Origin of the sequence: Thalassotalea euphylliae (genome assembly GCF_003390335.1) — a bacterium.
GTDB classification, from domain to species: Bacteria; Pseudomonadota; Gammaproteobacteria; order Enterobacterales; family Alteromonadaceae; genus Thalassotalea_F; species Thalassotalea_F euphylliae_B.
Map to the genome: position 1 here is coordinate 4,388,448 of NZ_QUOU01000001.1, position 20,039 is coordinate 4,408,486.

Below are 20,039 nucleotides of genomic sequence, written 5' to 3' on the forward strand. Positions count from 1 at the left end.
TTTGTGCGGTTAGCGGCTTAATGTCAATCGGCGAATTTTGACAGTCCCTGGACTATTACCTGTGGTGATATCAATATTGCTCACCATTAAGCCGTGCTGTTCGGTTAAGGTATTTAACAAACGCAGTAACTGTTCGAATGGAATTTCATCAATCCATACTTGTACGCCGTTATCGCCTTGCGGCTGAATACGGGCAATTGAAATTTGATATTGACCCGCAACGCGGTTAACAAGGCTAGACAAACTGCCACCTGGGCTGATTGAGCGATTGGTCCCTGCCAAGCCATTGACCTTAGCGGTATTGGTTTGCACAAACTGATAAAGTTCTTGCGTGCGCGTCAGCTTTTGCTCAGCTTTGTCGACCCCTTGATGGATCGGCTGCCACACACCTTGAAACAGAATAAACACCAAAACAACGGCTGCCATCGCTAACACTAAGCGTTGCTCTCGGGTTTGTAATTGTTGCCACCACTGTTTCATTACGACTCCTTGATACTAAAGGAACCGGTCACGCGGTTACCCTGATTATTCTGCGCCCCTTGGGTCACCGCTAAACGCGATTTTTCGAGCGCATTTTTAAATTTGTCGAACGCCTGATAGGTGCTCGCTTCCGCTTGCAAACGCAGTTCATTGCGTTTGCCATCGTAGCGCAAGGCGCTGGTTTGTAGCTCAGGAACTTGCTTAAAGGCGCTCTCTAGCTTAGCTAGCATCGGGAGAAAGCTTGCCTCTGCGCCGCCGCCACTGACTTCGGCCACTTTGCGTCTCAGTTGAGACTTAATCGTCGCAATGCGCACTCGTTTGGTGTTCGGGAACGCTTGCTTGTACGTATCGATTATCTCTTGCTCTAGTTGCGCCGTTGTTTGATTTAGCTGATACCACTGGCTACCTTTAACCCCCAGTTGCAATAGCAGCGCAACCACCGCAAGCGATGCTGCCATAGCCCAGTACTTAACCGCTGGTGAGCGCTCCGTTTTAACCGCAAACTCACCCTGTAATAAATTGATATCCCGTTGAGATTGCGCGGCAAATAGTGCCAATGGTAATTCGGCTGGCGCTTCTTGACATTCAATTGTCACTGGCAAAGCGGGGATCGGCGAGTAATGCACAAAACTCGGCACAGGATCCATCTGTTGCCAATGCTGCGCCATAAACTGCCACTGGCGCTCATCGAGCGTAGCCCCCTGCCACACGCCTTGGCGGATCACTAACTGGCCGTGATGAGCAATAACACTCCACTTATCACCCTCAAGTGGCATCAATAAAGTTTCAGGGATCATCACACGACACTTAATGCCAGCGCTGTTAAGTTGCGTAAGCCAAGCGTGCATAAGCTGACGTTCAATTATCGCCACATGGCAGTTGTGCTCGCTGTCGCTATGCACTTTATCGGCAAAGGCAAAAAACAACTCATCAACATCTTGCGCTAACTCATCTTCGAGCATGTAAGGCACGGCTTGGCGCATCGCTTTTGTCGACTTCGCTGGCACTGTCAAGGCTTTCAACAGCACATCACTGCCCGGTGCAATAGCAACTACTTGGCGCTGACGGGCTTTGTCGCTAATCGAAGTTAATGCCTGTGCATCTGGCACTTCACCGCTGGCAATAATTTCTTGTTGATTTGTCGACCAAACCAGCCACGAAATCGCTTGCTCTGGCTTACTGGCAAGACGAATGTATAAAGTTTCGCTCATTTAAAAACGTCCTATGGTGCGACTAACGACGTTGACTGTTTTGTTGTCAATCACTTGCAAGGTTGAGGTCAGGTTAAAGTAACTGCTATTAAATTCAGCGTTAGCCTTTAGTGTAAAGTATTCACTATCAACAACAAACTGTTGTTTTAGCGGTTCGCTAATATTGAGCTGCGTTACTTCCGGTAAGTTGTAGAATGCTTCGACTTCGTCAAAACCCTCTTCATCGCGGGCGCGAATGATGTTGTTGGCTTCATCTTGGCTAATATTCAGTAACGCCGACAGCAACACAGCTTGCTCTTGGGTCAGGGTATTGATATTGATTTGATGGCGATCACTTTGCGGCACCACACAAACATAAGGCTTGATAGCCGCGATTATCGCTGGCGTAAAGTGTTCAATTACCCGTAATTCAGTGACACTGGCCAAGTAATGGTTGGCGGCAAAATGTGGGAATGCTCGGCCAGCGTAATCGTTATCTTCCGCGCCGCCATTACTGCTTAGTCGATCATTTTCATCAAGCCAGTCGGTCAGCGCATCTGCCATGTATTCTGCTTCAAAATCGCCGACGCCTTCAATGTTTAGCTTAACCAACAAACGCTCTAGCGCTTGACGCTGTGGCGATTTATTTTGACCTTCGCCACTGCCATCGCCCGCCTCTGCGCCTTGTGCTCGTAGAGCATTGAGATTGAGACAGGCGTGTAAATCGTATATCGCACCGGTAATTTGCCCATTATCCACAGGGTAGGTGTTTTCGCCACGCGCCCACTGTTGCTTGAGGTTCGTCACGTCTTCATCTTGCTCATTGTCAAGCTGGAGCACTCGCTTTGCTAACGCTTCAGCGCTCATGGCATACCAATAAGCTTGCTGGTTAAATTGAATATTAGCACTGCGCTGTAATTGCACTTGCAATCGGGCGGTCATTTCCGTGGCAAGAATCGCCGCCAATGCAACCACAAGTAACACTGTGATAAGCGCAACACCGCGTATATTGCTGGGCGTGTTAACATTAGCCATTGTCACTGCCACCACCACTTTGCGATCCAGTTAGAGCATTACTATTTGGCGCATCACCTGCGATTAAAAATTGGCGACGAATTTCACCGAAATCTTGGGTTTGAATAATCAACGCCAGCGCTTGGGGTAAGTTGTTTCCTTGAATTTCTTTCTGCCATTTGCCCGCTTGATAGAATTCAAATTTAACATCATCAACTTGCGTGATCAGTGGCCTAATTTTGGGCTCTTGCCCAACAACAGGGTCAACAAAGGTGAAGTGCAAGCGGTTTAAGGTGTTGTCGCTAAGTTGGTAGGCGACAGATTGCAAATCGCTGCGCGGTAGCAATAAATTCGGGTTTGACCAGCCCGCACGAACAAATGCCAAGGCATTGGTTTCAGAAAAAAAGCCCTGATCATCTAAGTGTAAAAAGCGATTGCTCGGCGCCTCGCCATTGATGCGCATGGTACGGCGAGTGAGCTGTAACATGTCGCGCTCAATGACGATAAAGGCACGGTTAAGCTCGTTAATGCGCTCATTCTTCGCGCGTGATTGTTCGTCGCTGCGAAATACGGTATCAAAAATCGTAAAGCTCGCTAAACTGACCATGGCAAAAATCGCCATGGCGATGAGCACTTCAATCAGGGTGAAGCCTTGTTTCTGAGGGCTAGAGATTGCTTGGCGAGGGGACATTATTTAACTGTCCTCGCCAAAAACGTGGTTAACTCAGTCAGTGGCTTTTCGTCGGTGGCTTGTTGACGTACTTCAATGGTGATTTGACGTAAATTGGCATCTTGTGTGCGCACCACTTTTTGTTGCCAGAACCAGGTAGTGCCAGCCATTTCAACTTGCCCTTTGCGGTTGTTGCGCGGCGGCCAAGTGTCGGTATCTAAGCTGGCGGCGGTTAATTGATTGGCAGCCACCCAGTTGGCGACTGTCTTTTGCTCAAGACGTGATAAGTTGTCAAAATTGCTCTGCGCCGCCCCCAACAGTGCGACACCCGCAATGGCAAATACCGCCATCGCCAGCATCACCTCGATTAAAGTAAAGCCACGCTTATTGATGTGTAAGGTGTAGGGCGTTGAATTGTAGCACTTTAATCTGTAAAAAACACTCGCCATTAGCTAGCCCCTCGGTTCATTGATGGGGCCTTCAATGGTCAGTGGCGTCGAATAAAGCCCAGTAACCTTGTACTCAACTTGTGAATCAGCAAACTCATCGAGAAAATAAAAGTTAACACTAAACGGTGTAATGTCGCCGCCAGAGAGCATTAACACTTGTGGCTGCGGGGGTAATTCTTCATCTTCTTTGAAATCGTCTTGCTCTGCGAGTACCAATTGTAAGTCTGTCAGCAAAGATGGCTCGACAGGTAAGTCATCCAAGGTCAGTGATAAGCCCATATTTTCCGGCAGCTCGACAGGCACCAGAGTTTCAGCATCACTGAGTTCCACCCATTGTTCGCCGTCAAACGCCAAAAAGCGATAGCTTTGCTCTTCAATATACAGGCCAAGCTCGATGTTATTAAGCATGCCATACTCACTGGCGAGCGCAAACAGCCCAGCAAAACGCTGGCTTTCTTTGGCAAGCTGTTTATCGCTTTGGTTACCACGGAACGTGAACTGAATCGCAGAGGCAAGCATACCGACAATCACGATCACCATCATCATTTCAATCAGCGTGAAGCCAGCAGTGCGTGATGAAGATGGGTATTTAAACATGCTAGTGGTAAGTTGCGTATGCTTGATAAGGAGTTAAGTGCACCAAGCGAGGGCATATGTCAGCTTGGCGCTTATAAGATTCGTAATTACTGAAAGTCCGTTAAGTTCCAGTTACCAATATCGTCATCGGTACCCGCTTCACCGTCAGGCCCCATTGAGAAAATATCAATTTTGCCATTCTCCCCTGGGTTCAATAGCTGGTATTCATTACCCCATGGGTCACTTGGTAAGCGGGTGATGTAACCTTCTTCAGGAAAGCGACGTGGCAATGGCTCAACATCCGTTTCTGACACTAAGGCTTCTAGCCCTTGCTCTGTGGTTGGATAATTGTAGTTATCCATTTTGTACATTTTAAGGTTGGTTTCTAACGAGGTGATATCGGCAACCGCTTTTTGCACGTTAGCGCGATCTTGGCTACCAATAATGTTTGGCACCACCATAGTCGCGATTAAGCCGATGATGACAATCACCACCATCACTTCAAGAATAGTAAAGCCGGCTTGTCTAGTTGAGTGCCTTGTTGAATGTTGAACTGAATGCATATCTAATTTCCTACTAACGTATTTAGCTGTAATATTGGCTGTAAAATCGCCATTACAATAAAGAGTACCACGCCTGCCATGGTAACCATTAACGCAGGCTCAAATGCCTTGATGGAAATGTTCATCAAGGCTTCAAATTCTCGATCTTGGTTGTCAGCCGCGCGGCCAAGCATTTGCTCAAGCTCACCACTTTTTTCACCACTGGCTATCATATGAAGCATCATCGGCGGAAACAGCTTCGTTTGCTCAAGCGAGACACGTAAACTTGTACCTTCGCGCACCATATCAGCTGACTCTTTGATCTTTTGCTTGATATACAAGTTATCAAGCACTTCGCCGGCAATGCGCATACTTTCCAGCAGTGGCACCGCGCTGGCAGTTAAAATACTGAGGGTGCGAGCAAAGCGCGCGGTGTTCAGCCCACGTGAGACCTTACCGATCATTGGCATCGCAATTAATCGCTGATGAAAACTAAAGCGAAATGTTGGCTTTTTCAGTAGCTGACTAAAGCCTACCATCATCAGTGAGAACACCAGCAGTATTGCGAGGCCATAATTACTGAGAAAATCACTGGCGCTGATTAAAAACTGAGTACTACCCGGTAAACCGTGCCCCATTTTTTCAAACTGGCCAACAATTTTTGGCACCACAACGGTTAATAGCACTGCCACAACCGCAATGGCAACAATCGTCATGATCACCGGATAAACCAGCGCTTGCGTCATTTGCGAGCGCAATTGTTGGCGTTGCTCGGTGTAATCAGCCAAGCGATTTAACACGTTATCTAAGTGACCCGATTTTTCACCAGCCGCCACCATAGCGCGATAAAGGTGTGAGAAAACTTGCGGAAATTCCGCCATGCTTTCCGCGAGGCTATAGCCTTCGGTGACTTTAGTACGCACCGCCATGATCATACTTTTTTGACGGTTTTTCTCGCTTTGCTCTGCCACCGCCATTAACGACTCTTCCAGCGGCAGACCAGATTCAACCAAAGTCGCCAGTTGGCGGGTAAGCAAGGCCAAATCAGCGGCTGAAACCTTGTCTCGGCGATGGCCTTTACCCGCTGCGCGATCGGTTTTTTTACTCAAACTCGGGGTAATTTCTATCGGCATCAAACCTTGCTCACGCAGCAAACTGCGAGCGTGGCGCGGTGTGTCACCTTCAATCACCCCTTTGACGTTTTTCCCTTTAGCATTTACGGCTAAATAATCGAATGCGGCCATCAATTAAATTCCATTAATCTTCACGCGTGACACGCAGCACTTCTTCCAAGGTGGTTATGCCCATCAATACTTTGTCAAAGCCATCGCGGCGAATACTCGGCGTACTTTGGCGGATATATTTTTCAATCACCTGCTCACCTTGGCCGTTGTGAATTAGCTCGCGTACTTTGTCGTCCACAAAGAGTAATTCATGAATCCCCGTACGGCCTTTGTATCCTTTAAAGTTACATTCACCACAGCCCACCGCGCGGTATATTTGCGTTTGGTCATTGCTTAACCCGAGTAAATTACACTCTTCTTCATCCGGTAGGTGTGCTTCTTTACAATGTGGACAAAGGGTACGGACTAAGCGCTGTGCTAATACACCCAACAAACTCGACGACAGTAAGAAAGGCTCGACGCCCATATCTTCCATACGTGTGATAGCACCTGCGGCGGTGTTGGTATGCAGTGTTGAAAGTACTAAGTGACCGGTTAAACTGGCTTGGACGCCAATTTGCGCCGTTTCCAAATCGCGGATTTCACCCACCATTACCACATCGGGGTCTTGGCGAAGGATCGCACGTAAACCACGGGCAAAGGTCATATCCACTTTCGTATTCACTTGGGTTTGACCGATGCCTTCAATGGCGTATTCAATGGGGTCTTCCACCGTTAAGACATTGCGTTGGTGGTTATCTATTTGGCTAAGGCCAGCGTATAAGGTAGTTGATTTACCCGAGCCCGTTGGGCCGGTCACCAAAATAATGCCGTGTGGCTTATCAATTAATTCGGCAAAACGCTGACGGTTAGTGTCTGTCATGCCAAGGTCTTGTAAATCGAGACGAGCGGCATTCTTATCCAGTAAACGCAGTACCACGCGCTCACCATGACCCGTTGGCATGGTCGAAACACGCACATCAACGGCACGACCAGCAATGCGCAGTGAAATTCGGCCATCTTGTGGGATGCGCTTTTCCGCAATATCCAATTTTGCCATTACCTTGATACGCGAAACCAACAGCGATGCCAGTTTGCGATTTGGCTTGAGCACTTCACGTAATACACCATCAATGCGGAAACGAATTTGCAGCACTTGTTCGAAGGTTTCAATGTGGATATCAGAGGCATTTTCTTTGATTGCCTCAGAAAGCATGGCATTGATCAATTTGATGATCGGCGCGTCGTCTTCGTTTTCCAGTAGGTCTTCGGTTTCCGTCATTTCATCGGCAAGCGAATACAAATCTACTTCGTTGCCAATATCTTCCATCATCTGTTTAGCTTCCGAAGAGTCACGCTGATAAGCCTCAGTAAGCAATTGCTCAAATTCTTCTGGCGCTTTGACGATAACGTCGAATGACTCACCTAAAAAGCGGCGAACTTCCAATAACACTTCCGGCGCAGTAGTGGCCACGCAATAAAGCTCGTAACCTTGCTCACTACTCACAACTAAGGCGTGATGACGTTTGGCAAAACCAAATGGCAGTTGCTTAGTCGCGCCCAACTCACTGAGTGTTGTACTTTCTGACACAGGTTCTAGCCTAGCCTCTGACATCGGCTCATCCCTTTGCTCAAGCCCTTGTTCAGCCAGCGAGCTAGCAGTTTGTGCTGGCGATGATGTTTCAAGCGTTGACGACATAACTAGTGGTCACCACCCTCTTTGCCATCGTTAGTCATGTCCTTGCTCATATCTTTATTCTGCTCGCGTCGCTGCATATATTCTTCATAGCTAGGGGGTAGTGATAGCTGATCATTCCACTCAGGTAAAATTGGCAACTTGCTGCCGTCCATCAGGCTCAAGCCTTCTTCGCGCTTGCGCAATTCATCAGCGCGAATATAGTTATATTTCGCCTTGGTCACTTCGTTCATCAAGGTGCCATCGCGAATAATCGTCGGGCGTAAAAAGACCATCAGATTGCGCTTGCGCACCGAGTTACTGGTCGATTTAAACAAGTGACCAAGGATCGGAATATCACCGAGTAACGGTACTTTCTGCTCACTTTCTTGCACGTCTTCGTCAATCAAGCCACCTAAAATTACCGTATCGCCATTGTCGGCCATGACGGTGGTTTTAATTTCGCGCTTGTTAATCGAGATATCAACACCGGTTGCACCACTGACCGACGAAACTTCCTGCTCAATCGTCAGCTGTACGCCAGAACCTTCATTCACTTGTGGTGTCACTTTAAGCTTGATCCCCACTTCTTGGCGATCAACGGTTTGGAATGGGTTTGAGTTGTTATTACCTGTCGTGGAGCCAGTAATAATCGGCACTTCTTGACCGACAATAAAGAAGGCTTCTTCGTTATCCAATGTGGTAATGCTTGGCGTGGCTAAGATATTCGAGTTTGTATCAGCACTCACGGCTTGTAAAATTGCCCCCCAGTCGCCGTCAACAATACCGAACATTGCCCCGTTCACTGAGCCTAACAATTGCGCAAGCAAGGTATAATCGCCATCGGTGGCAGGGTTTACTGTAGTCGTTGAACCGCCATCTGAGTTCGTTACTGTTACTGTTGTACCGTCTTCACCACGCGCATTAATCGCGGCAGCCGCTGCCGCACTGATCGGTACAGGGCCATTGGTAAACTGGGTAAAGCCGCCATTTTCGTTATACCACTGAACCCCTAAATTCACACCGTCGCTTTCGAACACTTCAACAATAATGGCTTCAACCAAGACTTGCGCGCGGCGAACATCTAATTGACGAATGACAGCTTCCAGTGAGCGCAGCATATCTGGCTGCGCAGTAATCACTAAGGTGTTGGTCTCTTTGTGGGCGTCTATACTGACATTGCGTTTTTGGTTACGCGATGTTTTCGTGGATTTAGCGGCATTTTCTTCCGCTTCAATCGATTTGCTCACCCCTTCCAGTACATCCACTAAATCTTCCGCTTTCGCGTATTTTAAGTAGTAAACACGGGTATTGCCGCTGGTTTCTAGCTCGCTGTCTAAGCGCGAGATCAGTTTAGTGATGCGCTCACGCGCTTGTGACTCGCCGCTAACAATAACGCTGTTGGTGCGATCGTCAGCAACAATTTTCGGTACTAAGAAGGTTGGCGTGCCCGCTTTAGCGCCGGCTTTAGGTTTGTTCATCGCTTCGATGATACGCACCATTTCACCGGCAGAAGCGTATTTTAATTTAATGATCTGAACGTCTTGATCGCCCGCGCGATCCACTCGCTCAATGATTTTCACTAAGCGATTCACCACCGCCGCAGAGCCTGTGATCATGATCACGTTAGCTGGGTCGTAATTCGTGACATTGCCGCCCCCCGCTTGGTCAGACAGTTGGCGCAGCAACGGTACTAACTCACGCACGGTGACGTTCTTCACTTCGACAATGCGCGTAACCATCTCGTCGCCGATAAATTCACTGCCACTGCCAACCACGGGAATGGACGATGTTTTAGCGTCTTTGTTACGGATAACCTTAATGATGTTGTTATCCATTTTGATGGCAGCAAAACCGTATACTTCTAAGACGTTCAAGAAGAATTGATAGTATTGCTCTTCGGTCAGCAGATCGTAACTACGAACATTGATTTTACCGCGAACATTCGGGTCAACAATCATGGTTTTTTGCAAATTACGACCGACAATATTGACGAATTCGTCAATATTGGTGTCTTTGAAATTTGGCGAGAATTGCGCGGCAAATGCGCTCGTGCTCATTGGCGCTTGGCTGAGTGCCAATGCCATCGCCAGCGGAGTAAACACGCGCTTGAGCTTGTGTTGTCCAGACTTATGTAGCTGAGCTGCTTGTTGCCACAGTGATTGGCGGCGGTATTTATTTCTTAATATCATGGTGCAATGCTAAACAGTATTTCTGTTAACTCTCCGTTGCGATCGACCAATAGTGCCAGATCACTGGTTTCTCTTAATAATCTTAATGCTTGTGCCGACTCACTTGGATTGGTTAAATCCAAGCCATTCATTTGTACGGCAACATCACCTGACTTTAACCCAGACGCTTTGAAAAATTCAGGGTTCTTACCCGGCAATAATCGGTAACCGTGTATTTTACCTTGTGCGCGCTTTGGCGAAATTTTCAGGTAATCGCTTAATTTTCCTGGGTTAGCGGCAATATCTGTTTTTAGTGCTTTGACCGCCTTACTCAGCTGCTTATTATTGCGCTGATCAACCGTTTGGCCTCTTCTGGCCGTTGTGCTCGTCGCACGAGCTGACGGTTGCGCGCGCTTTTCATCAGCGCGAGATAACGGCTTGATGACAGCAGGTCGAGGCTGCTGTTTGAAGTCAAAACCTTCCAACATCAAGGTTTCCATCCGACCTGATTGCTTTAAAATAACACGATCCGCATAAACTTGATGGAGCTGCGCGCGCGTTCCTTTAATTTTGTCACCCACGCCGTAAGTTTCTTGCTTACCGCTGTTTTCGATAATCGCGGCGGCAACTTTAGGGTCACTAGCTGCGACCACACCTGACAGGGTTAAGTTCAATTTAGTTTCAGGTGCTTCTTGCACTTGCGGTAAGGCTTCGACGACTTCTGTCGCGTTGTAACGACCAAAAATATTAAGAGCAACGAAGCCTTCAACGTTAAATGTCGTTGCCGGTGTTGCGCTCGCCGCACCCGAAGTCATCTGCGAGGTTAACGCTGGCGTTTGTTGGACTGGCACTAACTGCCAAGTAATTTGAGCAAGTAAATAGGCAATATAAAGGCCAATGATCAGACTGATCACTTTTGCGATTTGTGCTTGAGGTAGTTTATTGAAATACTCGCCGAATGACGCCAAGTTATCAGGCAACTGCATGGTAAAACATGTATTTTAATTCCGTATTAATTGCCGATGATACTTGAGCAAAGACAAAGCAACAAGAGAGCTAGCGCACTTTTATTGTATATAAGAGTAAAAACTATTCTTATTTCCAATGAATTATTCAAAACACTTGGATTAGCCCGCTCAACACTTATCGTATGAAGCGCATAAAAAGCGTGCATAATTGTAACCAACGCACAGTGTACATAGCTAAAATGTCGGATTTATGATACCTTTCGGCCAATTTTTTCGGTTAAGAATTATCTCTTTTGCGATAGGTAAACAGCATGGCAGGTAAACAACAAACGTCGTCTGAGTCGGGAGCGACTCGATTAGATAAATGGTTATGGGCAGCGCGCTTTTACAAAACACGCGCCATTGCTAAACAAATGATCGATGGCGGTAAAGTGTTTTACAACGGTCAGCGCACCAAATCAGGCAAAGCGGTTGCTATTGGCGATCGCGTTAAAGTACGCCAAGGTTTCGATGAGAAAGAAGTGCTGGTCGTGGCGTTGGCTGATAAGCGTCGCGACGCAACTTTTGCACAAACCTTGTATCAGGAAACCGAGGCCAGCATTGAAACTCGCGAGCGCAATACCCTTGCCAGAAAGCAAGGTGCTTACTTTAGCCCTGCAACAGAAACTAAACCGGATAAGAAACAACGCCGACAAATCCGTCAATTTAAAGAAAGGATATAAAAGCTCATGCCAACTCAAGATGTGTTAAATCGCTATTTGTTTGACGATAAGCATGCGCGCGGTGAATTAGTACAAATTCACCAAGCTTACCAAGATATTTTAGCTAATCACGACTACCCAGCGGGTGTTAAAACCTTATTAGGTGAATTATTAGCCGCAACGTGTTTGTTAACTGCGACCTTGAAGTTTGAAGGTGAAATTGCCGTACAGCTGCAAGGCGCCGGTGACGCGCCCATCAACTACATCGCCATTAACGGTAATGACCAGCAGGAAATGCGTGGTGTTGCTAAGTTACAGGCAGAAACTCAAGCCACTGCGCTACACGAGCTCATTGGCAAAGGTATTATGGTCATTACCATTCGCCCGAACAAAGGCGAGCCATACCAAGGTGTTGTACCACTTGAACAGCCAACCTTGGCCGAGTGTTTAGCGCATTACTTTGAAACCTCAGATCAAATTCCAACCACCGTTTGGCTATTTACCGATTTAGCTGCGCAAAAAGCCGCAGGTAGCTTAGTTCAATTGCTCCCTGATAGCGACGATAAAGCCAAGCAACACGAAGACTACGAGCACCTGTGTCACCTGACCAGCACCATTAAAACAGAGGAAATTTTCAATTTACCTGCCCAAGAGTTGTTGCACCGTTTGTATCACGAAGAAGCCGTGCGCATCTTCGAGCCACAACAGGTTACGTATCGCTGTTCGTGCTCGCAAGAAAAATGTTTAAATGCGATTACGCAGCTAGGTAGCGCAGAAATCAAAGACATTCTCGCCGAGCAAGGTAGCATTAGCATGACATGTGACTACTGTTTAACTACTTATGCCTTTGATGAACAGCAACTTTCACCCTACATAAGTGAAGTAAAACACTAGTTAATCGACAATTTTTATTAAGGGCGCTAATTAGCGCTCTTTTTTTTGCCCGCCCCTTGTATTTAGTGCACTTATAACCGACATAAATTAATATCAATTTACCTTTTTGTCGTTTTATTACATAAAAAAACTGCTGATTTAGGCACTCAATGTAATAAAAGATGGAAACTTTCATTCACAATAATTTTTTGCTTTTGTTTTAGCCCACTATCACCTATTATCAATGGCCTCAGAATGAATCTGAGCAACCTTTTCACCTAACTGCTTTACACTGGAGACATAAAGCCATGGCTGCTTTGCACGACACGATTGATCTATCTCAATACGGTATCACTGATGTTGCGGAGATTGTTTACAATCCTTCTTATGAATTTCTATTTGAAGAAGAAACAAAAGCAGAGCTCTCAGGTTATGACAAAGGTGTTATCACAGAGTCTGGCGCTGTTGCGGTAGACACAGGTATTTTCACTGGCCGTTCACCGAAAGATAAATACATAGTGCGCGACGATACAACGCGCGACACTGTGTGGTGGTCAGATCAAGGTAAAAACGACAACAAACCAATGACCTCAGAAACGTGGAATTCACTAAAAGACTTAGTGACAACCCAACTTTCAGGCAAGCGCTTATTTGTTGTTGATACTTTCTGTGGCGCGAACGACGATACGCGTTTAAAAGTGCGCTTCATTACGGAAGTTGCATGGCAAGCTCACTTCGTAAAAAACATGTTCATTCGCCCGACCGAAGAACAACTGAAAGACTACGAGCCAGATTTCGTCGTCATGAACGGTGCGAAAACCACTAATCCAAACTGGCAAGCACAAGGCTTGAACTCAGAAAACTTCGTAGCGTTCAACTTAACTGAAAAAATGCAGTTAATTGGCGGTACTTGGTACGGCGGCGAAATGAAAAAAGGTATGTTCTCAATGATGAACTATCTATTACCACTAAAAGGCATTGCTTCTATGCACTGTAGTGCCAACGTAGGTAAAGACGGCGATGTTGCCGTTTTCTTTGGCTTATCTGGCACAGGTAAAACCACCTTATCAACTGATCCTAAGCGCGAGCTGATTGGTGATGACGAGCACGGTTGGGATGACAACGGTGTGTTCAACTTCGAAGGCGGTTGTTACGCTAAGACTATCAACCTTAGCAAAGAAAACGAACCAGACATTTACAATGCCATCCGCCGTGATGCACTACTTGAAAATGTCACGGTCGACGAAAATGGTAAAATTGACTACGACGACAACTCTAAAACAGAGAACACTCGCGTTTCGTACCCAATTCACCACATTGATAACATTGTTAAGCCAATTTCTCGCGCTGGTCATGCGAAGAAAGTGATTTTCTTAACAGCTGATGCATTTGGCGTACTACCACCAGTAGCGAAGTTAACGCCAGAGCAAACCGAGTACTACTTCTTATCTGGTTTCACCGCTAAACTTGCGGGTACTGAGCGCGGTATTACTGAGCCAACACCAACTTTCTCAAGCTGTTTTGGTGCGGCGTTCTTGAGCCTTCACCCAACTCAATACGCTGATGTACTGCGTAAGCGTATGGAAGCGGTAGGTGCGGAAGCCTACCTAGTGAACACTGGTTGGAACGGCACGGGCAAGCGTATTTCAATTAAAGATACACGCGCCATTATTGATGCGATTTTAGATGGCTCTATCGAAGATGCAGAAATGGTTGAGCTGCCGCTATTCAACTTGAGCGTACCAACAGCGTTACAACACTGCGACAGCAATATTCTTGACCCGCGTAACACATACGCAGATGCTGCTGATTGGGAAGGTAAAGCGAAAGACCTAGCAGGTCGTTTTGTTAACAACTTCACCAAATTTACCGACACAGATCACGGTCAGTCACTGGTGGCATCAGGCCCTCAGTTGTAAGTCACCAACTTAGGAAATATGACAAATCCCCTAAGGCCGCTAGTTTAGCGGCCTTTTTTTATGCCTAAATTTTCCTTATGTTTTCAGGACTTAATAAGCATTTAATATCAAAGAAATACATAGTGCCGATAACCGTATATGTCACCCCGTTTTAGCGACACAACTCCCGTCACTTAACTCATTAATTACTGAGTACGTACAACTTGTCACTTGGTGGTTTCTCAAATTTTAAACTAGTATTTATACCAGTTGAGATAATGAATTGATCAATTACGGTATAGGAAAATGGCTCACGAACAAGGCGTTATTTTTTGGTAACTCGTTGCGCTAATGTCAAAAATAACAATACAGTTGATGGGCGTTTTAACCAGCCAGAACGATCAAGCATTTATTGACATTGGTATTAGCTAGGACAAGCATGATTTAAGGGAGTAACTATGGTCTATTTATTACTGATAAAGTTTGCATTGTTCCTGTTGTTGTGTGCTTGGTTAACGCGGCGCAATAAATTGACCATTAAGTCATGGAGCGATGAACAGCTCATTAGCAGCTTACCCCACTATCTGCAGCTAAAACGACAAACAGGTGATCACAGTCTAACCGCTAAATTTTTTGATATTGATAATCGCATTACGCAGATCAAAGCGGAAACCTCAGCGCGCTTCGAACGTATTCCCGTCACAGTATCTCGGATGAACAAAACAAACCAACAAGCACTTGTGAGAAAAATAAAATACAAACGCCAACAGGCTCAATTGAAAGGTAATTCCTTCGCCCACCAGCTACTTGAGAAACAGCTAGAGAAGATCGCCGTTTATCGGCGCTAGTGATGCTAGCTTCTAAGCGCTAACCTATAACTTATCACCAGAGACAACAGAGCAATAAGTACATAGTCACACTATTTGTGATTAAGCGGTAATAAGACTTTCGCTTGCAAGCCACCACTGTCGCGATTGATTAACTGGACTTTACCGCCATGTGTATCGACGATGCGCTTAATGATTGCCAGCCCCAAACCACTGCCTTCTGTCCCTCGCGCTTTGTCACCTTGAGTAAAAGGTTGAAATAAACGCTCCATCTCGGCTTCAGGAATACCCGCGCCCTCGTCACAGACACTGATATGGGCAAAGTGTTTGTCTTCAATGCCTGTACACACTTGGATATTGCCTTGGGTATAGCGAATGGCGTTTTGAATTAAGTTGGCTACCGCTCGCTTAATCGCAATATAGCGCAGTGGCATAGGAGGCACGTCCCCGGCGGTAAATGTAACACTGCGATCACTTGGTGTTTCCGCATGAACGACATCGTCGACTAACACATTCAGGTCACTTATCTCAGCTTTGTCTTTGCTGTCATGGCGAATGTAATCAATAAATTGATCGATAATGGCATTCATATCATCAATATCGCCCTCGATGCCGTCTTTGAGGTAATCATCCTGCTCAGACATCATCTCAGCGCTCAGGCGAATACGCGTTAGCGGCGTACGCAAGTCATGAGAAATACCCGCCATCAGTAAGTTGCGATCATCTTCAAGCTGCTTGATCCCTTTCGACATATGATTAAACGCTTGGGTTACCGCCATAATTTCGGTTGTCCCCTCCTCTTCTAGCGGCTCCGGAAACTCGCCTCGCCCGACATCTTCCGCAGCGTTTTGCAATGCTCGCAGCGGTCGATTGAGGTTGCGAACAAACAGCCAACCACCAGCAACTGACAGCATCCCAAGGATAATTAAGAAGATAATTAAAGGTAAGAAATCAGGCTCTTCTATGCCCGACAGCGGAATTTTGATCCATAAGCTGGGGGCTTGTGGCGGTCTTATCCAGAACAGATATTCGTCACCTTGCGTTACTCGCACCTCAGCAGGCCCATCAAGCAAGTCAGACATTTGTGCAGAGCGAAATTCAACATATACCGCTTCTGCTAACCCCAAGCGCAACGCATCCTTTTCACGGTAAACACCAATCCCCGTTTCACGTTGAAAAGCTTCGGCCATAGCCGGGCTTAAATCAGCGTCTTTGATATCAATGAAAACCACGCGCACTTGCTTGGCCAACAGCTCGTTTATTTGTTGAAGATTCGGCGTGATCACGTAAAAGGCAATCGACAAATACGAGACGACCTGATTGATCAACAGCAAGAAACCAATTAAAAAAACCGTTTGCCCAAAAGCGCTACGTGGCAATATTTTCATAACGTCATGCGGACCTTAAAGCGACAACCAAAAGCGAGTATGCATGACAGTTAAGCGGCCTCTTTGCCATCAGGCACAAACACGTATCCCAAGCCCCACACGGTTTGAATATAACGAGGTTTTGCGGGGTCTTCTTCCAACATACGGCGCAAACGGCTCACTTGCACATCAATACTGCGTTCAAGTGCAGAGTAATCACGGCCACGGGCAAGATTCATTAGTTTGTCACGAGAAAGTGGCTCGCGCGGATGAGTGACTAACGCCTTTAGCACGGCGAACTCACCACTGGTCAGTGGCATATTCAACTCCCCTTTAACCATTTCACGCGTCGCTAAGTTTAGTGTGTACTCGCCAAATGAAATCACGTTTTCTTCCATTGACGGCGCGCCCGGTGCTTCTTGAATTTTACGGCGTAGAACCGCTTTGATACGTGCCAACAATTCACGGGGATTGAACGGTTTAGGCATGTAATCATCAGCACCTAGCTCTAAACCAATAATGCGATCGACTTCATCACCTTTAGCAGTCAACATAACGATAGGGATATTATTGCCATCTTGGCGCAAGCGCCGACAAATCGACAAACCATCTTCACCAGGTAACATCAAGTCAAGCACTAACAAATGGAAATTCTCGCGTTCAAGCAGGCGATCCATTTGCTCAGAATTTGCCGCCGAGCGCACGACAAAACCTTGCTCAACCAAATAGCGTTCAAGCAAAGCACGAAGACGCATATCATCATCAACTACGAGTATTTTTTGAGTTTCCTGTCCCATCATTTTGGCCTCTAAAGCGGTCGTAATAGCTTCACTATAAGTGATAACTTTTACGAATAAAAACCGAGAATGTTACAAAGTATTAAGTTTTGGATATATGTAACCTGAACATATATATCAAAAAGGAATCAATATGAAACATTTAAAGCATTAGGTGATAAGCCGACACGCTAACGACTCACAACGAGTGCAACAAGAAGTGACTCAAATAACAGTATGAAGAGGGGTAAAGGAATAAACGCACAGCTTTAGAAAGACTGCCGATAAACATACTAGCAGCCCCCTAAAACAGCGCTACTTGATATATCTGATCGCTTGTTCAGTGACACATTTGGTAAAACTTTTCTGGCGTTGCTCACGAGATAATCGGCTAATAGCGTTGGTCACCAGTGTCATTCTTTTTTCTCGGTCAGCGTCACTCAGCTCAGAGAATTGATCGTGAAAGCAGCCAACTAAACCGAAATTAAGGGCAGCGTCAGACTGCGCGTTTTCTCCCGCTAAACAGGCACTAAGCTTTTCCGCCAGCAAGCCCTTGTCCATCTGCTCGATAATTTTTCCTAGTTGATACGGAACAGGGTCAACCTTGCGTTCAAGGTTACAGCCAAAAAACATATCCGCAACGGCCACTTTAGGGATCAGCGCTTGATGCTTTGGCGCGAACTCATCCATTAGCCAGGCTTTGTGAGCGTCGGTCATTTCCGATTGTCCATAGCCATGAGTTGCGACCAGTAAGAGCGAGCAAGATACAAACTTAGCCAATGTTCGAAAAGCCATAGAAAACAATACCTAATAGTTAAGGTGAATAGCGCCAGTATAGCGGATTTCAGCGTTATTAAAGTAAATAATTTGTTATCGACGATTAACGCTCAACTCGCCCAATTCGCTCAACGAACCTAGCTAGCTTAACTAAACTGCCACACCAGCAATTGATTATTCGCTGGCATATCAATATTGGTCACTAAGCTCATGCCTGCTTGCTGTGCCAATGCGTCAACCGCTTCAAAATCGCGAATGGCGCTTTGTGAGTCTCGCTCTTTTAGCCAGATATCAAATTCGGCATTGCTCTCACTGGAATATTGACCGTTAAAGTTAAACGGCCCATAAGCAATAAACAAGGTACCAGCGTTTGCTGAGCTTGGCATATTGGCAAAACATGCAACCACGTGTTGCCAGCTCATAATGTGCAGGCTGTTGGCGGTGTAAATAACATCGAATGGCTGACGAGGCCAATGCTGATTGTTGGCTACATCAAGCTCAATTGGCGGCAAGACCTTTGCACTGCCATGTTGCTTAATATTCGCGGATAGCGGTGCAAGGTTGAACGAAATATCACTGCATTGCCATGTCAACTCAGGCAGCGGTGCACTAAAAAAGCAGGCATGCTGACCGCTTAAACTGCCAATTTCTAGCAGTGACTTTTTATCCGCTAAAAAAGGCGCTATGGCTTGCCAAATAACCGCTTTATTGCGCTCACAACTGGGGGCAAAATTATGCCAAGCTTGCTCTAACTCAATCATCTTTAACCTGCCTTAACGCAATGAAACTTAGTCTGCGTATTTTAGCCGATCAGTAACCACTTCCAAGCGGCAAATGCCACTAACCCGGTGACCACAGTTAATAACATATTTTTGCGCCAAAAACTGATTACCACGGCAACGATAGCGCCAACAATATAAGGGTTATCTGTGCTAACAAACAGCTCCCCTTTGGGCATAAACACCGCCGGAAAAATGATTGCTGTTAACACCGCAATCGGGACATAGTTCAGCGCTCGTTTGAGCTTGTCAGGGAATTCGATATTGTCAGCCACCGCAAACAACACGTAGCGAATACCAAAGGTTACGACGAACATACCTAAGATGAGTAACACTTCATTCATTTGTTTGCCCCTTGCTCGACGCGACCAACAGCGTTGGTTTGTTGAGCGCTTTTCGCTTCTAGATACATAGCAACCAAAATCGCGGCAACGGCTGAGAACAGTAGCCCGGTTTTATGCGGCCAATCATAGGTAATGAGCGACAAAGCGCCTGCGGTTAATGCACAAGCTAAAGTCGCGCGGTTGTGTAAGCACGGAACGACGATACCGATAAAAGCAACAACCATGGCCATATCTAAGCCCCAATTCGCCATATCGGGAATACTCTGGCCGATAAACAGGCCAACCAAGGTACAAACCTGCCAGTTCAGATACATAAACAACGCGGCACCAAAATAGTACCAATGAAAGTTCTCTTGTTTACCGTGATCCGTTAGGTAGTTACTCGCCACGGCAAAGCTCTCGTCCGTTAATAAAAAAGCCATGGGCGCACGAATCGACTGCGAGTAGGGTTTTACATGAGGAAGTAAATTAGCGGAATACAATAAATGCCGAAAGTTAACAAAGAAGGTCGTCAAGACAACGACTGGCCAAGCGGCGCCACTAGCAAGCAAGCCAACCGCAATAAATTGCGATGAACCCGCGAAAACAAAAACGGACATCGCCACGACCGCCCATGCCGTCAGTTCAGTGCTTTGCCCAAGCGCACCATAAATAATACCAAACGGAATTGCCGCCAAAATCAAGGGCGCACAGTCTTTCATGCCAAGTGTAAACAACTTAGCGCGGGAGGAATAAAGTTGGTTATGAGTAGTTTGCACGTGCCTTGCTGCGAGTGATGGTTCCTAACGAATTAGTTGGG

Annotated in this window: 21 protein-coding genes; 4 read left to right on the forward strand and 17 right to left on the reverse strand. The window is 46.4% G+C overall.

The features are described 5' to 3' along the window. Positions 1–9: 9 nt before the first annotated feature. The 11 genes from gspM to gspC form a co-directional block, all read right to left on the reverse strand. Positions 10–480, reverse strand: coding sequence for a type II secretion system protein GspM (gene gspM, locus DXX93_RS19065; RefSeq protein WP_116009493.1), 471 nt, complete (start codon positions 478–480; stop codon positions 10–12). After that, the gene (gspL, locus tag DXX93_RS19070; RefSeq protein ID WP_116009494.1) at positions 480–1,691 is read right to left on the reverse strand and encodes a type II secretion system protein GspL; all 1,212 of its coding nucleotides are present in this window, start codon (positions 1,689–1,691) and stop codon (positions 480–482) included. Before gspL ends, gspM begins: the two co-directional genes overlap by 1 nt. Then, the gene (gspK, locus tag DXX93_RS19075; RefSeq protein WP_116009495.1) at positions 1,692–2,705 is read right to left on the reverse strand and encodes a type II secretion system minor pseudopilin GspK; all 1,014 of its coding nucleotides are present in this window, start codon (positions 2,703–2,705) and stop codon (positions 1,692–1,694) included. Beyond that, on the reverse strand, positions 2,698–3,375 hold the full coding sequence (gene gspJ, locus DXX93_RS19080) for a type II secretion system minor pseudopilin GspJ (RefSeq protein WP_116009496.1): 678 nt from the start codon (positions 3,373–3,375) through the stop codon (positions 2,698–2,700). The genes gspK and gspJ overlap by 8 nt, the downstream gene beginning before the upstream one ends. Beyond that, entirely contained in the window at positions 3,375–3,803 is a 429-nt protein-coding gene (gene gspI, locus DXX93_RS19085; protein ID WP_116009497.1) for a type II secretion system minor pseudopilin GspI, read from the reverse strand. The genes gspJ and gspI overlap by 1 nt, the downstream gene beginning before the upstream one ends. Positions 3,804–3,806: 3 nt before the next feature. Further along, entirely contained in the window at positions 3,807–4,400 is a 594-nt protein-coding gene (gspH, locus tag DXX93_RS19090) for a type II secretion system minor pseudopilin GspH (protein ID WP_116009498.1), read from the reverse strand. 86 nt (positions 4,401–4,486) lie between these two features. Next, positions 4,487–4,942 (reverse strand): type II secretion system major pseudopilin GspG, encoded by a 456-nt coding sequence (gene gspG, locus DXX93_RS19095; protein WP_116009499.1) that lies wholly within the window; start codon positions 4,940–4,942, stop codon positions 4,487–4,489. Between the two features lie 2 nt (positions 4,943–4,944). Then, positions 4,945–6,165 (reverse strand): type II secretion system inner membrane protein GspF, encoded by a 1,221-nt coding sequence (gene gspF, locus DXX93_RS19100; protein WP_116009500.1) that lies wholly within the window; start codon positions 6,163–6,165, stop codon positions 4,945–4,947. Positions 6,166–6,178: 13 nt separating this feature from the next. After that, positions 6,179–7,699, reverse strand: coding sequence for a type II secretion system ATPase GspE (gene gspE / locus DXX93_RS19105; protein ID WP_181902314.1), 1,521 nt, complete (start codon positions 7,697–7,699; stop codon positions 6,179–6,181). 86 nt (positions 7,700–7,785) lie between these two features. After that, positions 7,786–9,846 (reverse strand): type II secretion system secretin GspD, encoded by a 2,061-nt coding sequence (gene gspD / locus DXX93_RS19110; RefSeq protein ID WP_181902315.1) that lies wholly within the window; start codon positions 9,844–9,846, stop codon positions 7,786–7,788. Between the two features lie 101 nt (positions 9,847–9,947). Next, positions 9,948–10,916 carry a type II secretion system protein GspC gene (gene gspC / locus DXX93_RS19115; RefSeq protein WP_116009503.1) on the reverse strand — a complete coding sequence of 323 codons (969 nt, stop codon included), beginning with the start codon at positions 10,914–10,916 and terminating at the stop codon, positions 9,948–9,950. Positions 10,917–11,209: 293 nt separating this feature from the next. On the opposite strand from gspC, the gene DXX93_RS19120 reads away from it, so the two are divergent. From DXX93_RS19120 to DXX93_RS19135, 4 genes are all read left to right on the forward strand, one after another. Then, positions 11,210–11,620 (forward strand): RNA-binding S4 domain-containing protein, encoded by a 411-nt coding sequence (locus DXX93_RS19120; protein ID WP_116009504.1) that lies wholly within the window; start codon positions 11,210–11,212, stop codon positions 11,618–11,620. A gap of 6 nt (positions 11,621–11,626) precedes the next feature. Beyond that, a complete protein-coding gene (gene hslO, locus DXX93_RS19125) occupies positions 11,627–12,493 on the forward strand; it encodes an Hsp33 family molecular chaperone HslO (protein WP_116009505.1) in 867 nt (288 codons plus the stop codon). A 287-nt stretch (positions 12,494–12,780) separates the two neighbouring features. After that, the gene (gene pckA, locus DXX93_RS19130; protein ID WP_116009506.1) at positions 12,781–14,391 is read left to right on the forward strand and encodes a phosphoenolpyruvate carboxykinase (ATP); all 1,611 of its coding nucleotides are present in this window, start codon (positions 12,781–12,783) and stop codon (positions 14,389–14,391) included. A gap of 437 nt (positions 14,392–14,828) precedes the next feature. After that, complete coding sequence (locus tag DXX93_RS19135; RefSeq protein WP_116009507.1) at positions 14,829–15,218, forward strand: hypothetical protein; 390 nt, start codon at positions 14,829–14,831, stop codon at positions 15,216–15,218. Between the two features lie 71 nt (positions 15,219–15,289). On the opposite strand, the gene envZ is transcribed toward DXX93_RS19135, so the two are convergent. The 6 genes from envZ to DXX93_RS19165 all read right to left on the reverse strand — a co-directional run bounded on the left by envZ (position 15,290) and on the right by DXX93_RS19165 (position 19,998). Then, positions 15,290–16,585: a two-component system sensor histidine kinase EnvZ gene (gene envZ / locus DXX93_RS19140; protein ID WP_116009508.1), complete on the reverse strand. Its 1,296-nt coding sequence runs from the start codon at positions 16,583–16,585 to the stop codon at positions 15,290–15,292. 50 nt (positions 16,586–16,635) lie between these two features. Continuing rightward, positions 16,636–17,364, reverse strand: coding sequence for an osmolarity response regulator transcription factor OmpR (ompR, locus tag DXX93_RS19145; RefSeq protein WP_147302726.1), 729 nt, complete (start codon positions 17,362–17,364; stop codon positions 16,636–16,638). Positions 17,365–17,655: 291 nt separating this feature from the next. Beyond that, positions 17,656–18,135 (reverse strand): hypothetical protein, encoded by a 480-nt coding sequence (locus DXX93_RS19150; protein WP_116009510.1) that lies wholly within the window; start codon positions 18,133–18,135, stop codon positions 17,656–17,658. A gap of 128 nt (positions 18,136–18,263) precedes the next feature. Continuing rightward, positions 18,264–18,878, reverse strand: coding sequence for a DUF938 domain-containing protein (locus tag DXX93_RS19155; RefSeq protein ID WP_116009511.1), 615 nt, complete (start codon positions 18,876–18,878; stop codon positions 18,264–18,266). 41 nt (positions 18,879–18,919) lie between these two features. Then, positions 18,920–19,240, reverse strand: coding sequence for an AzlD domain-containing protein (locus tag DXX93_RS19160; RefSeq protein ID WP_116009512.1), 321 nt, complete (start codon positions 19,238–19,240; stop codon positions 18,920–18,922). Continuing rightward, entirely contained in the window at positions 19,237–19,998 is a 762-nt protein-coding gene (locus tag DXX93_RS19165) for an AzlC family ABC transporter permease (protein WP_258872719.1), read from the reverse strand. The genes DXX93_RS19160 and DXX93_RS19165 overlap by 4 nt, the downstream gene beginning before the upstream one ends. Between the last annotated feature and the right edge of the window lie 41 nt (positions 19,999–20,039).

Coding starts and splice junctions, on each gene's coding strand:
- gspC (WP_116009503.1), bottom strand. CDS start 10,916: ATGCAGTTGCCTGATAACTTGGCGTCATTCGGCGAGTATTTCAATAAA.
- hslO (WP_116009505.1), top strand. CDS start 11,627: ATGCCAACTCAAGATGTGTTAAATCGCTATTTGTTTGACGATAAGCAT.
- DXX93_RS19120 (WP_116009504.1), top strand. CDS start 11,210: ATGGCAGGTAAACAACAAACGTCGTCTGAGTCGGGAGCGACTCGATTA.
- gspL (WP_116009494.1), bottom strand. CDS start 1,691: ATGAGCGAAACTTTATACATTCGTCTTGCCAGTAAGCCAGAGCAAGCG.
- envZ (WP_116009508.1), bottom strand. CDS start 16,585: ATGAAAATATTGCCACGTAGCGCTTTTGGGCAAACGGTTTTTTTAATT.
- gspI (WP_116009497.1), bottom strand. CDS start 3,803: ATGGCGAGTGTTTTTTACAGATTAAAGTGCTACAATTCAACGCCCTAC.
- gspK (WP_116009495.1), bottom strand. CDS start 2,705: ATGGCTAATGTTAACACGCCCAGCAATATACGCGGTGTTGCGCTTATC.
- DXX93_RS19155 (WP_116009511.1), bottom strand. CDS start 18,878: ATGATTGAGTTAGAGCAAGCTTGGCATAATTTTGCCCCCAGTTGTGAG.
- DXX93_RS19135 (WP_116009507.1), top strand. CDS start 14,829: ATGGTCTATTTATTACTGATAAAGTTTGCATTGTTCCTGTTGTTGTGT.
- gspG (WP_116009499.1), bottom strand. CDS start 4,942: ATGCATTCAGTTCAACATTCAACAAGGCACTCAACTAGACAAGCCGGC.
- gspJ (WP_116009496.1), bottom strand. CDS start 3,375: ATGTCCCCTCGCCAAGCAATCTCTAGCCCTCAGAAACAAGGCTTCACC.
- gspM (WP_116009493.1), bottom strand. CDS start 480: ATGAAACAGTGGTGGCAACAATTACAAACCCGAGAGCAACGCTTAGTG.
- gspD (WP_181902315.1), bottom strand. CDS start 9,846: ATGGCATTGGCACTCAGCCAAGCGCCAATGAGCACGAGCGCATTTGCC.
- DXX93_RS19160 (WP_116009512.1), bottom strand. CDS start 19,240: ATGAATGAAGTGTTACTCATCTTAGGTATGTTCGTCGTAACCTTTGGT.
- pckA (WP_116009506.1), top strand. CDS start 12,781: ATGGCTGCTTTGCACGACACGATTGATCTATCTCAATACGGTATCACT.
- gspH (WP_116009498.1), bottom strand. CDS start 4,400: ATGTTTAAATACCCATCTTCATCACGCACTGCTGGCTTCACGCTGATT.
- DXX93_RS19150 (WP_116009510.1), bottom strand. CDS start 18,135: ATGGCTTTTCGAACATTGGCTAAGTTTGTATCTTGCTCGCTCTTACTG.
- ompR (WP_147302726.1), bottom strand. CDS start 17,364: ATGATGGGACAGGAAACTCAAAAAATACTCGTAGTTGATGATGATATG.
- gspF (WP_116009500.1), bottom strand. CDS start 6,165: ATGGCCGCATTCGATTATTTAGCCGTAAATGCTAAAGGGAAAAACGTC.
- gspE (WP_181902314.1), bottom strand. CDS start 7,699: ATGTCAGAGGCTAGGCTAGAACCTGTGTCAGAAAGTACAACACTCAGT.